Here is a 12,322-nt window from a genome sequence, read left to right as displayed (position 1 = left end):
GTGCTGCCGATCGACGCGGCGGCGCACAGCAGTCGCTGGCGCCGCCGCCACCCCGTGGACAAGGCCGTGCTCGGGTTCGGCCTCACCGCGCTGGCGCTCTGCCTGCCGCCCTGGCCGGGCGCGGCCCTGGTGGCCCTCACCGCGCTCGCCGTGCTGCTGGGCCCGGCGGGCGTGCCCGGCCGCAGGCTGTGGCGCGCCTACCGGGTGCCCCTGGGCTTCTGCGCGACCGGCGCGGCCACGCTGCTGGTCCAGGTCGCCGGCCCGGAGGGTTTCCTGTCCCTGGCCGACGACGGCCCGGCCCGCGCCGGGGAGGTGCTGCTGCGCACCTCGGCGGCCTCCCTGGGCGTGCTGCTGTTCGCCTTCACCACCCCGATGTCCGACCTGCTCCCCCGGCTGGTGCGGGCCGGCGTACCCGCGCCGGTCGTGGACGTCGCCCTGGTGACGTACCGGATGAGCTTCCTGCTGCTGGATTCGGTGCGCCGCGTCCGCGAGGCACAGGCCGCGCGGCTCGGGCACACCACCCGGGCCGCGGCCTGGCGCTCCCTGGCCTCCCTCGGCGCCACCGCGTTCGTCCGCGCCTTCGGCCGGGCCGCCCGGCTCCAGGACGGGCTCGCCGGACGGGGCTACGACGGCGCCCTGCGGGTGCTGGTGCCCGAGGCCGGCGTCTCCGGGCGCTTCGCCTGCGGCAGCGTCGCGCTCCTCGGCTCCGTGACCGCCCTCACCTTCGTTCTGGAAGGGCCGCTGACATGAGCGAGCCGGCACTCGTCGCCCTGCGGGGCGTGTCCTTCTCCTACGAGGACGGGCCGCTCGTGCTCAGCGGCCTGGACTTCGAGGTGCGCGAGGGGCGCGCACTCGCCCTGCTGGGCCGCAACGGCAGCGGCAAGACCACGCTGATGCGGCTGCTGAGCGGCGGACTGCGGCCGGACACCGGCGAGTTGACCCTGCGGGGGCGGCCCGTCGCCTACGACCGCAAGGGGCTGACCCGGTTGCGGACGACCGTCCAGCTCGTCGTGCAGGACCCGGACGACCAGCTCTTCGCCGCCTCCGTGGCCCAGGACGTCTCCTTCGGGCCGCTGAACCTCGGCCTGCCGGAGGCCGAGGTGCGGGCGCGGGTCGACGAGGCCCTGACCGCCCTGGACATCGGCCACCTGGCCGACCGTCCCACCCATCTGCTCTCCTACGGCCAGCGCAAGCGGACCGCGATCGCGGGGGCGGTCGCGATGCGGCCGGAGGTGCTGGTCCTCGACGAGCCGACCGCGGGGCTCGACCCGGACGGCCGGGAGCGGCTGCTCGCCACCCTGGACGGACTGCGCGAGGGCGGCACGACGGTGGTGATGGCCACGCACGACGTCGACCTCGCCCTGCTCTGGGCCGACGACGCGGCGCTGCTCACCCCGGAGGGGGTGCGCTGCGGTCCGGCGGCCGCGATGCTGGCCCGCACCGGCCTCCTGCGGCAGGCGGGGCTGCGGCTGCCCTGGGGCGTCGCGGTGGCGCGGCTGCTGCGGTCGCAGGGCCTGCTGACCGGCGCCGCCGCCGGCCCCCGCACCCCGGAGGAGCTGGCCGCGCTCCCGCTCCCGCTCCCGGGTGCGGGTGCGGGTACGGAGCCGGAAGGGCCGCGGTAGGCAACGGAGCCGGAGGGGCGGGAACCGTACGCGGGCGCGGGGCGGCCTGTTCGGGCGCGCCGGCAGGGCGGCCCGGACGCGCCTTCCGTCACCGGCCGCCCCGTGAGCCGTAGGGCTGGAGGAGCTGGTCGACGGGTGCGTAGTCGTCGGTGAGCACCCGGGCGTCACCGATCCAGGAGGCCAGGTCGTCGCCGGCGGCGATCTTCCAGCCGGTTTGCCGGGCGTCCAGCGCTTCCTGGGCCTCGCTCGGATCGACCGGCCGGCCGGAGGCGAGCACCACCAGATTGCCGCCCTCGGGCGCGGCGGCCGGGTCGAGGCCGATGTCGGCGGGTTCGCCGACGAGGGCGACGTGCTCGAAGACCTCGGCGAGGGTGGCCGCCTCGGCGCGTGCGAAGGCCAGGTCGCCGTGGTCGATGAGGTTGGCGACGTACAGTCCGTCCTCGTCGAGCACGCGCCGCACCTCGGTCATCGCCTCCGCCGTGGTGAGGTGCCACGGCACGCTGACGCCCCCGAAGGCGTCGCCGACGACGAGGTCGCGACTGCCGGTCTCCAGCCGCCGCAGGCCGAGCCTGCCGTCCTCGACGCGTACGTCGACACCGGCTGCGGAACCCAGACCGAGCCGGTCGCGGTCGATGCGCACCACCCCGCTGTCGATCTCCGACACGACGCTGTGCGTCCCGGGCCGCGTGGCCGCGAGGTAGCGGGGGAAGGTGAGCCCGCCGCCGCCCAGGTGGTGGGCGGTGAGCGGCTCGCCTTCGGGGAAGGCCGCGTCGACCACCGACGCGATGGCGCGCACGTACGTGAACTCCAGGAAGGTCGGGTCCTCGACGTCGACGTAGGAGTGCCGCACTCCGTCCAGGACGAGTGTGCGGCCGCCGTCCCGGTCGGGGTCGGCGACCACCCGTGCGCAGTGGTACCTGGTCTCCGCGTCGCAGCCGCCGGGCACGACCGTGGTGGCCAGACCGCCGGCGACGACCGCGAGCGCCAGGGCGGGGGCTCCGCTCCACCCGCGCGTTCGCCACTCGACGAGCGCCGAGCCGGCCACCAGCAGTGTTCCCAGGCCGATCAGGATGCCGCTGACCGGCAACCGCGACACGAGGACGAAGCCGGTCAGGACGGTGCCGGCGATGGCGCCGGCGGTGCCGACGCCGGACAGCCGGCCGACGACCGTTCCGGTCTCGGCCAGGCTGGTGAGACGCAGCTTGGTCACGATCGGCGTCACCGCGGAGAGCAGCGCGCCCGGCACCAGGATGGTCAGCGACGCGATCGACAGGAGCACCGCCGGAGCCCACTCGGCGGTGGCGCGCAGCACGGCGGGGGTGAGCGCCACGACAGCTCCCGACACCCCGAGCGAGGGGCCCAGGAGCCGGCGCGGATCGATCCGGTCGGCCATGCGCCCGCCCAGCCAGGAGCCGAGGGCGATCGCGGTCAGGGCGATGCCGATCACCATGGTGCTGGTCTCGAGGGTGAGGCCGAGGTAGGGGGCCAGCAGCCGCAGGGCGACGATCTCGACCACCAGGACCGCGGCCGAGGATCCGAACACGAGCACGGCGGCGGCCCGGGGACCCAGGCCGCGGCCGGGGGGCGCTCCCTGGACGACGGGCGAGGGGGACGATTCGGTCACGCACCCCATCCTCGCACGCGGCGCACCGGCCGGGACGGTTGTGGCGAAAGCCCTCGTTCCCCGGCTCCCCGCTCACCGCGGACGCGCCCCCGGACCGGGCCGGCACGGCGGGCGGCCGCTGTTCGGAGTCCGGGTGCATCTGCACCCACCGGCCGCCGATGAACTCCATCTCCACGCCGTGGTAAGGCCGGGGCGGGGGAACCGGCCGCTTGCCGCGGTGCGACGCCGCCTGCGGCTTGGGGCGACGGGCGGGCTGCACCTTCGCGGCACCCGGCTTCGTTTTCGCGTCGCGCCTCCGCAACGCCTCGATCCTCCTGAGGAGTTCGGCGCGGCTGATGTCCTTCGGTGCCCGGACGGGACCGGACGGAGCCGCCGAACGGGACGGCGAGCTGTCCGGCAGCGTCGAGCACGCGCCGGCCGGCGGGACTCCCCACGTCGAAGCGGGTCCGGGAGCGCGCCGCGGAGTGCGCCTCCTCGGCGCCGGCGAAGCCGATGCCCTCGTCGAGGGTGCGGTGGACGGTCCGGAGCGCCGCGGTGTGGGCGGGCGGGCCGTGGCGACGGCGTCAGAGGCGAGAGGAACCCCGGCCGCCGCGCGGCCGGGGTTCCTGGAGGCGGTGGTGCCGGTCAGCGGGTGGGGTCACCCGCGCCGTGGACGGCTCGCCCGCACGCCTGCGGGCCGCACCGCATCACGGTCGCCGGGAAACGGGAACCCTGAACCCGGAACCCGGAACTGGGAAGGTCAGCGCCGCAGGGTGAGGACGCCCGGACGCCACGGCAGCCGGTTGTAGTCGCCGCCCGCGCCCGGGTCCTTGCCCTGGTACAGGAACTGCAGGTTGCAGGGGTCGATGGTCATGGTCTGGTCGGGGTTGTCGCGGACCAGGTCACCGTGGCTGATGTCGTTGGTCCAGGTGGCGCCGCTGTTGGCCTTGCCCGCGAAGGGGTTGCTCTCACTGGCGGCCTGCGGGGTCCACGAGCCGCTCAGGCTGGAGGCCGTGAAGGAGCGGAAGTAGCGCCCGTTCGCGCCCATGGCCTCGACGATCATGAGGTACTGGTTCTGGCCCTTGACCTTGTAGACCTGTACGCCCTCGAACAGGTTGGCCTTCGTGTCGCTCATGATCGTCGTGTACGACGAGCCGAAGTTGCCCGGGAAGTTCCCGATCGGCATGCTCGCCCGGTAGATCTTGCCGTTGTCACCGGCGAAGAACAGGTAGATGTTCCGGTCGTCGGCGATCAGGGTCTGGTCGATCGGCCCGGTGTCGGAGCCGGAGATGCTCCCGGTGAACAGCGGCTGCGGGGAGGACCAGCCGTTGGGGTTGGTGGGGTCGCTCGACGTGCGGTAGATGAAGGGCCACTGACCCCACTGGTACGCAAGCACCCAGATGTTCCTGGGCGCGAAGTAGAACAGCGTGGGCGCCACCGCGGCCTGGTTCATCCCGGTCTGGCCGGCCGACGCCATGTCCGACCAGTTCGTGAAGGGGCTGAACATCATCGATCCGTACGACGATCCCGAGTAGTTCGTCGCGTAGACCAGGTTCCTGCCGTTGTGCTTCACGGCGGTGAAGTCCTTCACCGCGGCCCACCCGTGCGCCGGCTGCGCCAGCGCGCCCGTCGACGTCCACCGGTACGTCGAGGGGAGGGAGCACGCGCCGTCCGTCGGCGGCGTACCGGACAGGCCCGTCCACTTCTGGTTGCTGCCGCCGTTGCACGTCCAGATCTGCACCGCCGTGCCGTTGGCCGTCCCCGCGCCCGCGGCCTCCAGGCACAGCCCGGACTGCACGCCGACGATCGTGCCGTCGGAGTTCACCCGCCACTGCTGGTTCGCACCGCCGGAGCAGGTCCAGATCTGCACCCGGGTACCGGCCGTGGTGGCGTGGTCCGGAACGTCCAGGCACTTGTCGCCGTAAACGGTCAGCCGGTTGTCGTCCGTCAGCGTCCACTGCTGGTTGGTCCCGCCCCAGCAGTCGTAGATCTGCAGTTGCGTGCCGTCGGCCTGGCCGGCGCCCGACACGTCGAGGCACCGGTTCGAGCCGACACCGCGTAAGGCGCCGCTGGTGGCCGCCTGTGCCGAGGGGGCGACGAGCATCGCCGCCAGCGCGGCCAGGGCCGCGACCGCGGCGGCCAGCGCCGCGGACGGATGCCTGCGGATGGAACTTCCTCTGCGCATGGGGACTTTCCCAACCTTGAGTGGGCGGTTCCGGTCGGCCTCGTCAGAGGCCGGCCGGACTGTCGGTGTGGTGAGGCGTGGTGAGGGGTGCGGCGGTCCGCGAGCACCGCGGCGGACCGCTCCTGGCTTCCCGGTCCTCCGCGGCCTTCCGGAGGACCGGTGGCGCCCGGCGCCTTCGGACCGCACGGGCACCCGGGGCGGACGCCCGGACGGCGCCCGGCGGGCCCGTCGCGGCCCCGGGCGTCGTCGGGACCGCCGCGGCCGGCGGATCCGGGACCGGGGCCGGCACGGGCATCCGGCCGCCGGGGCAGGCGTCGACGAACGCCAGGTAGTGCCAGGCGCCGTCCACTGCGCAGGACGGGTGCACCCGGCGAGCAGTGCACGGTCGGGGCCGAGGCGTGGTGGGTGTCTGCGACGCGGCTGACATCGATGTCCGCGAGGTCCTGCCAGGTCACCGGGTTCGCGTACTCCGCGGCGGCGAGGCCGGTGGCGTTCGCCGGCGCGCGGCGACGGGACAGGGGTTCGTCAGGCCATGGCGTACGCATGCGGCAGGCTCCTTGCGGTTCGGCGTTCGGGGGGTGCGACCCGGAGATGCCCTGCTGTGCGGTGAAGCGACTCCAGCGTGTTCGCTATATCGAACAATGGTCGGAGTGTCGAGCAACCTGAATGATAGGGAACCGGTGGGCGACGTCAATACCTCTGACGGATGCCGCCACCGACGCCGAAACGTTCCGCAGGGCCGCGGACGGGCGGCGGTGGCCTCGCCCAGACAGGGCGATCCGGGCGCGGAGTGCCTGTTTCCCCACCGCCGGGTGACGGCCGCTTCAGGTGGAGCCGTTCAGGTCGGCGAGGCGCACCGGCTCCGACAGCACCGCGCGGGCGCTGTCGAAGTCGGCCAGGCGTGCCGCGACCGTGGCGGCGGCGAGGCGTTCGGGGAGGGCGGCGGAGAACTTCAGCCCTCGTACGGCCCGGCGGTCCACGTCGGGCAGGACGAGGCTCTCGCCGACGCTCTCGCGGGCCGTGCGCCAGTCGGCCGGGGTGAGGTCCTCGCGCAGGCGCAGCCAGCAGTCGGTGGGGCGCTGCAGGGGGTCGGCGACCGACCGGAGCGTGGCCGCGAGGGTGGCGTTGGCCCGGTAGCCGGCCCAGGTCCACCAGCGCACGTCGCCGCCGACGCGGGTGACCAGTGTGCCGTTTGGCCATACGGTGCCGGGTGCGTCGGTCTCGCGCTGCCCGGCCAGGCACGCCTCGGCACGCCGGGTGAGGGCGACGGGCGGGTCCGCGCCCAGCAGCACTTCGCGCATGGCGCGGGTGAGGGCGTACGACAGTCCGGCGATGCCGCCGTTCGTCCACTTGGCGACGCCGCCGCCGTCGGCGGGCTCGACGAAGACGCGCCTGCGCTTCCAGTCGATGTAGGTGACCTGCCAGCTCCGCCCCCCGAGCAGCAGACGTCGCGGGCCGGGGCGCTCCTCGGTGAGCACGCTCGGATCGGTGCGGCCGATCTCGGCGCGCCCGGACAGCACGGTGAACTGCGGCGGCGCGGTGAAGGACGCGGTGAGTTCGATGAAGTGCCGCCTGCCGAAACGGCGTTCCGCCTCGGGACCGACGAAGAGCATGCCGCCGTCGCTGTCGAGGAAGCCCTCCTCGGTGAGGTGGCGCAGGATCGGGGCGGCGGACCGGTCGAAGGGGGCCAGGCCGTTCCACTGCTGTTCCCACAGCCGGTCGCCGAGCCTGTGCTGCTGCAGGGTGACGGCGAGGAGTTGCTGGGCCACCAGGTGGCGCGGCCCGGGTGGCGGGAGGACCGGCTCGACCCAGCCGCGCGACCACAGCAGCAGCAGTCCCGCCGCCTGCAGCAGGGTGTCCTCGCCGGTGGTGAGGAACAGGCAGTTGCGCACGGTGCCGGGGCGCCGGCCGGTGCGGCCGATGCGCTGCAGGAAGGAGGCGACGGAGGCCGGCGAGTCGATCTGTACGACGCGGTCCAGGTCTCCGACGTCGATGCCGAGTTCGAGGGTGGAGGTGGAGACGATGACGCAGTCGCGCGCTTCGGCGAACGCCTGCTCGGAGCGGGTGCGTTCGTCGACGGACAGGGAGGCGTGGGACAGGAAGACCGTCACCCCGCGGGCGCGGAGCGCGGCGCCCAGCTCCTCGACCCGGCGGCGCGAGTCGCAGAAGACGAGGCGCTTCTCTCCGCGGTGCAGGGCGGCGATGAGCTTGGCGGCGTTGTCGAGGGAGCCCACGTAGTCGAGCTCCACCTCACCGGCGGGTCTGCGGGACGGGGCTTCGGCTGCCCGCTCCCGGCGTCCGGCCGCGCCGGTGGCGGGCAGGTGGACGCCCGGGGCGACGACCTGCCCGGTGCGGCTGCCGGCCGCGGCCCCCTGCAGCCAGCGCAGCAGCTGCCCGGGGTTGCCGACGGTCGCCGAGAGCCCGACGCGCTGGATGGGGCGGCCGGTGACCCGCTCCAGCCGTTCGAGTACGGCGAGCAGGTGCCAGCCGCGGTCGTCGCCCGCGAAGGCGTGCACCTCGTCGACGACGACGGCCCGGAGGCCCCCCAGCAGCCGCGCGTGGTCGGTCCGGACCCCGATCAGCATCGCCTCGAGCGACTCGGGCGTGGTCAGCAGGATGTCCGGGGCCTCGGTGCGGATGCGCTGCCGCCGCGACTCCCCGGTGTCGCCGTGCCAGAGGGCGGCGCGCCGCCCCAGCCACTGGGCGTAGGCGTCGACGCGGCCGATCAGGTTGTTGAGGAGCGCCTTGAGCGGGCACAGGTAGAGCACCGAGGTGCCGGTCCACCGTTGTGCGGCCATCGCCGACAGCAGCGGGAAGCAGGCCGCCTCGGTCTTGCCGCCGGCCGTCGGTGCCAGCAGGACGGCGTCCTGCCCGTCCATGAGCGGGGCGATCGCCGCCCGCTGCAGGGGGCGCAGGTCGGACCAGCCGAGGGTGTTGACGATGTGGTGCAGGACGACGGGGTCGAGCCGGTCGAGCACGCCGTCCCCTGCCCCCTCCGGCCCCTCACCGGCCGGGCTGCCGGCGTCCGCCATCACAGCTCCAGGTCGATGTCGTCGGCGGACGCGGGACCGCCGCCGGTCGCGGCGGCCAGGTTCCGCTCCACATCGGTGAGTTCACTGCTCGCGACGGTCAGCCTGTAGTGCAGGCGGGGGTCGAAGTCGTCGAACTGGTCCACGCGGTCGAGCACGTCCCCCACCAGCTTCTTCAGGAACAGCCGCGGCGCCACTCCGGCCTTTCCGCCCAGCGCTCCGCCGACGGCCCGCGCGAGGTCCGCGACGTATGCGTCGTCGACGACCGCCCGCACCCGCTCGGGCGACACGGCGGCGACGGCGTACAGGTCCCGGATGGTGGAGCCGAGGCCGACCAGGGATTCCTGGGTGAAGCCGGGCAGCCGGATCTGCACGGCGCGGGGGTTGTCGAAGCGCGGGTCGGTGGTGAAGTCGGTGGCGAGCCGCTGGGCGAGCGGGGCCAGGCGCTGGACGCCCTGCTGCCCGTCGTAGAAGGCCGGGGTGCCGGTGATGACGAGGTACAGGCCGGGGAAGCGGCCGGAGTGCACCTCGTCGATGAGCTGCCGCAGCGCATTGAGCGCCTTGTCCCGGGCGTCGGAGCGGACCCGCTGCAGCGTCTCCACCTCGTCGAGGACGACGAGGAGCCCGGTGTGCCCGGAGTCGCGCAGCACGGTGAGCAGGCCCTGCAGGAAGCCGAGCGCCCCGAAGTGGTCGAGGTCGCCGCGCACCCCGGCGGACCTGCGGGCGGAGGCCGCGACGTGCGGCTGACCGCCGAGCCATGCCAGGACGGCCGCGGCGGTCGCCTCGTCACCGTCGGCCAGGGCGGCCCGGTAGCCGCGCAGGGCGGTGGCGAAGGACGGGGCGTGCCGGGAGACCTCGGCGAGCCGCGCCACGAGCAGCTTCTCCACCTCGCCGGGCAGCTCGTCCTCGGTCGCGCCGGCCGCGAGCGCGTCCTCCTCCAGGGCGTAGAACCAGGCGTCCACGACCGGCCGCAGCGCGCTGGGCGGGAAACTGGAGGTGGTGAGGCGTTCGGTGAGCCGCCGGTAGACCGTCTCCAGCCTGTGCAGCGGCGTCTCGTTCTCCGACACCTGGATCTCGGCCACGGCGAAGTTGCGGCGCTTGGCCCGCTCCCCCAGCCAGCGGGTGAAGAACGTCTTGCCGGAGCCGTACTCGCCGCGCACGGCCTTGAACACGGACCCGCCGGACGCGACGGCGTCCAGTTCCGCGTCAAGGGCCGCCTCGAACCGGTCGAGCCCGGTGGCGAGCAGGTCAAGTCCGCTCTCGGGCACGGCCCCGCGGCGCAGGGCGTCGACGACGGTACGGCGGCGGGCTGCGCTGACCTGTGCGGGGCCCATGGATCCGGTGGTGCTCACGGGCAGCAGTGTTTCATTCCCGAGCGTGCCGGCACACGGGACCGGGAACGCTCCCGCGAGCGGCCTGCGGCCTGGTCACCGTCCGCCCGGGCACGGCGGACGCCTTCCGGGCCCGGGCGGACGGCCATGGACGACGGCGCCGGCCGTCAGGCCGGGCCGAGGGCGAACTGCTCGCGCAGCAGCGCCTCGTGGAGGCGCAGGGTGCGCCCGTCGGGCAGGGTCTCCAGGACCTGTACGCCGTCGTAGTTGAGGAGTTGGCGCAGGACGGCGGCGAAGCCGTCGCCCCGGGTGGTGGGCATGCCCGCGCGCTGGGCGAGAGCGGTCACGGGCAGGGTGCCGCCCGCCTCCAGCAGGGCGGCGAGCGCCTTGCGGACCTGCTCCTGTTGCGGTTTGCGGGCCAGTCCGCCGAGCTGCGCCCGGTACGTCTCGGAGTCGAGCAGTGCCGTCACCAGCGCATCGGTGCGGGAGACGAGGGCCGGGGCGAGGAGGGCGTCGTCGCCTCCGGCGGTCGGCCCCACGTCGAAGAGCGCCTCGTGTGTCCGCGCGAGTTCGGCCTGCTTCCTCTGCGCCTTCGCCGTCGTTTTCCCGGAGGCGGCGGGGCCTGCGGGGGCGGCGGGAGTGGCGGTCGCCGGCCGGCCGGTGCGGTCGTCCGGCGCCGGTTTCCCGCTCTCCTGCGGGACCCACCACACGGGCCGCTGGTCGCCCAGCTCCCGCCAGCCCCTGGGCGGTTCCGCGCCGAGCCGCAGGAAGGCGAGCACCGGGATGGCGACCTCGGCGAGGGAGGCCCCGCCGTGGTAGCCGGCCTTGAGAGCGGTGTAGCGGGAGTCGGCGTCCCACAGGGCGACGACGGACGCGCCCGGCTCGGGCCACACCACGCGCGGCCCGGACAGGGCGATCTCCCGTTCGGCGGTGGGGCCGCCGGGCAGGCGGTGGCGGGCGGACGCGGGGTCGGTGGCGGGGCCGACCTTCGTGCCGTGCCGGTCGACGACGTGGCCGTGGTCGCTGGTGAGGACGACCGCCATGCCCTGGGTGGCCGCCGCCCGCAGCAGGTCGCGCAGGCCTGGCACGTCGTCGACGCGCCAGGCGCCGTCGCCGAGCTTCTGCTCCTTGGCGAGCCGGTCGTCGATGGCGTTGAGGACGACGGCGACATGGGTTTCGCCGTCGGTCAGCGCCTCGGTGAGCGCCGGGCCGAAGGTCTCGCCCGCGGTCTCGGTGCGCAGGTCGTCCTTGTGGAACACCGCGGCCGGGGCTCCGCCCCACAGCTTCAGCGCGGGGAAGAGCCGCTTCTCGTCGGCCTGGGTGCCCTTCACCAGCCTGCCGGTGAGGAGCGAGGTGCGGGAGACGGCCGTCACCGTGGGCAGGGCGGCGGCCATGGCCCGCCGGCACGGGGGGCCGCCCTCGGGCAGCGGGTCGAACTCCGCCCAGGAGTCGCGCAGTTCCTCGGCCAGTTCGTTCGCGATGGCCGCGCTCATGCCGTCGAGCACCAGCAGCAGCACCCGTCGTGCCTCCCCCCGCCGGACGACCGGCCCGACCACGCGGTCGAGGAAGGTCTCGACGGTGAGCATGGAGCCGGGCTGGGTGCCGGCCTGCGTCCAGGAGGCCAGCGATCGGGCGAAGGAGGCGTCGATCAGCCGGCGCCGGTCCCTGACACGCGCGCCGAGGGTGTCGTAGGCGGCCTTGAGGACGGGGTCGGGGTCGCCGCCGGCCTCGATGTGCTCCAGGGCGCAGTCGGCCCAGCCGGTCTCGGTGACGTGCCGCTTTACGGCGTCGGCGACGGTGGGGGCGTCGGCGGGCGGGTCGGTGGCCAGCCAGCGGGCCAGGCGCTGGCCCATGCGGGCGCGTTCGATGCGGGCGGCCTCCTCCGGCTCGGCGGCCAGCCGGTGCTCCTCCAGGCGGCGTACGGTGTCCGCCGTCGCGGCCGTGTCGCCCGCCGAGAGGGCGCGGCCGACCGCGGTGAAGCGTGCTTCCAGGCCGCCGCGCAGGACGGGGCTGGCCTCCACAGCCTGCTCGGCGCCGAACTGGCGGGCCAGGGCGGCTGCCCGGTCGAGCACGGCGCCGGTGGTGCGGCGTGCCTCGCGGGTCTGGTCGGCGTCCGCTCCGACGGTGCGGTGTCCGGCCGCCAGCAGCCCGGTCACGTACTCCTCGGCGGCCCGGCCGAAGACGGTCACCAGGGCGTCGAGCCGGTCGCCGGCCACCGGGGGCTGTTCGCCGAAGTAGCGTTCGGCCCGGCCCCGGGCCCGGTAGGTCTCGGGGGTGGGTTCGGCGTGCTGCCACAGCGCCGCGCACACCAGGCCGAAGGCGGCGGCGTCCGCGCCGCGTTCGGCTTCGACGAGGGCGAGCAGGGCGCGTCCGGCCAGGCCCGCCTGGTCCTCCTCGGCGAGGAAGGCGGCCAGTCCGGCGCGTTCGGGGCCGCGCAGGGCCAGGAGGCGTTCGGGGGCGCCGGGCCGGGTCGACCAGTGCAGCAGGGCCTGGGCGTCGAGCCGGTCGTCGCCCGGGCGGCGCCGGCCGCCCTCGGTGTCGTAGCGGCCCAG

The 12,322-nt window shown here is 74.8% G+C and carries 7 protein-coding genes; 2 read left to right on the top strand and 5 right to left on the bottom strand.

Going from position 1 to position 12,322, the window contains the following annotated elements; genetic code table 11:
- The gene (gene cbiQ, locus ACLIYP_RS14770) at positions 1-750 is read left to right on the top strand and encodes a cobalt ECF transporter T component CbiQ (protein WP_412713594.1); all 750 of its coding nucleotides are present in this window, start codon (positions 1-3) and stop codon (positions 748-750) included.
- Positions 747-1,622 carry an energy-coupling factor ABC transporter ATP-binding protein gene (locus tag ACLIYP_RS14765; RefSeq protein ID WP_412713593.1) on the top strand — a complete coding sequence of 292 codons (876 nt, stop codon included), beginning with the start codon at positions 747-749 and terminating at the stop codon, positions 1,620-1,622. Before cbiQ ends, ACLIYP_RS14765 begins: the two co-directional genes overlap by 4 nt.
- Before the next feature lie 88 nt (positions 1,623-1,710).
- Here ACLIYP_RS14765 and ACLIYP_RS14760 read toward each other — a convergent pair whose 3' ends face one another.
- The 5 genes from ACLIYP_RS14760 to pglZ all read right to left on the bottom strand — a co-directional run.
- Positions 1,711-3,255 carry a fused MFS/spermidine synthase gene (locus ACLIYP_RS14760; RefSeq protein ID WP_412713592.1) on the bottom strand — a complete coding sequence of 515 codons (1,545 nt, stop codon included), beginning with the start codon at positions 3,253-3,255 and terminating at the stop codon, positions 1,711-1,713.
- Positions 3,256-3,985: 730 nt separating this feature from the next.
- The gene (locus tag ACLIYP_RS14755) at positions 3,986-5,410 is read right to left on the bottom strand and encodes a non-reducing end alpha-L-arabinofuranosidase family hydrolase (RefSeq protein WP_412713591.1); all 1,425 of its coding nucleotides are present in this window, start codon (positions 5,408-5,410) and stop codon (positions 3,986-3,988) included.
- Between the two features lie 824 nt (positions 5,411-6,234).
- On the bottom strand, positions 6,235-8,442 hold the full coding sequence (locus tag ACLIYP_RS14750; protein WP_412713590.1) for a DEAD/DEAH box helicase: 2,208 nt from the start codon (positions 8,440-8,442) through the stop codon (positions 6,235-6,237).
- Positions 8,442-9,791: a BREX system ATP-binding protein BrxD gene (gene brxD, locus ACLIYP_RS14745; RefSeq protein ID WP_412713589.1), complete on the bottom strand. Its 1,350-nt coding sequence runs from the start codon at positions 9,789-9,791 to the stop codon at positions 8,442-8,444. Before brxD ends, ACLIYP_RS14750 begins: the two co-directional genes overlap by 1 nt.
- Positions 9,792-9,937: 146 nt before the next feature.
- Positions 9,938-12,322: BREX-2 system phosphatase PglZ (pglZ, locus tag ACLIYP_RS14740; RefSeq protein WP_412713588.1), on the bottom strand; the 2,385-nt coding region annotated here is incomplete at its 5' end.

The organism is Streptomyces nanhaiensis, assembly GCF_046614825.1.
Classification (GTDB): Bacteria; Actinomycetota; Actinomycetes; order Streptomycetales; family Streptomycetaceae; genus Streptomyces; species Streptomyces radiopugnans.
The sequence above is the reverse complement of the archived record's forward strand: the minus strand, read 5'-3'. Positions and strand labels throughout refer to the sequence as shown.

Excerpts from the sequence above, each read along its gene's own strand:
- ACLIYP_RS14765 (WP_412713593.1), top strand. The coding sequence starts at position 747 with ATGAGCGAGCCGGCACTCGTCGCCCTGCGGGGCGTGTCCTTCTCCTAC.
- ACLIYP_RS14760 (WP_412713592.1), bottom strand. The coding sequence starts at position 3,255 with ATGGGGTGCGTGACCGAATCGTCCCCCTCGCCCGTCGTCCAGGGAGCG.
- ACLIYP_RS14755 (WP_412713591.1), bottom strand. The coding sequence starts at position 5,410 with ATGCGCAGAGGAAGTTCCATCCGCAGGCATCCGTCCGCGGCGCTGGCC.
- ACLIYP_RS14750 (WP_412713590.1), bottom strand. The coding sequence starts at position 8,442 with ATGGCGGACGCCGGCAGCCCGGCCGGTGAGGGGCCGGAGGGGGCAGGG.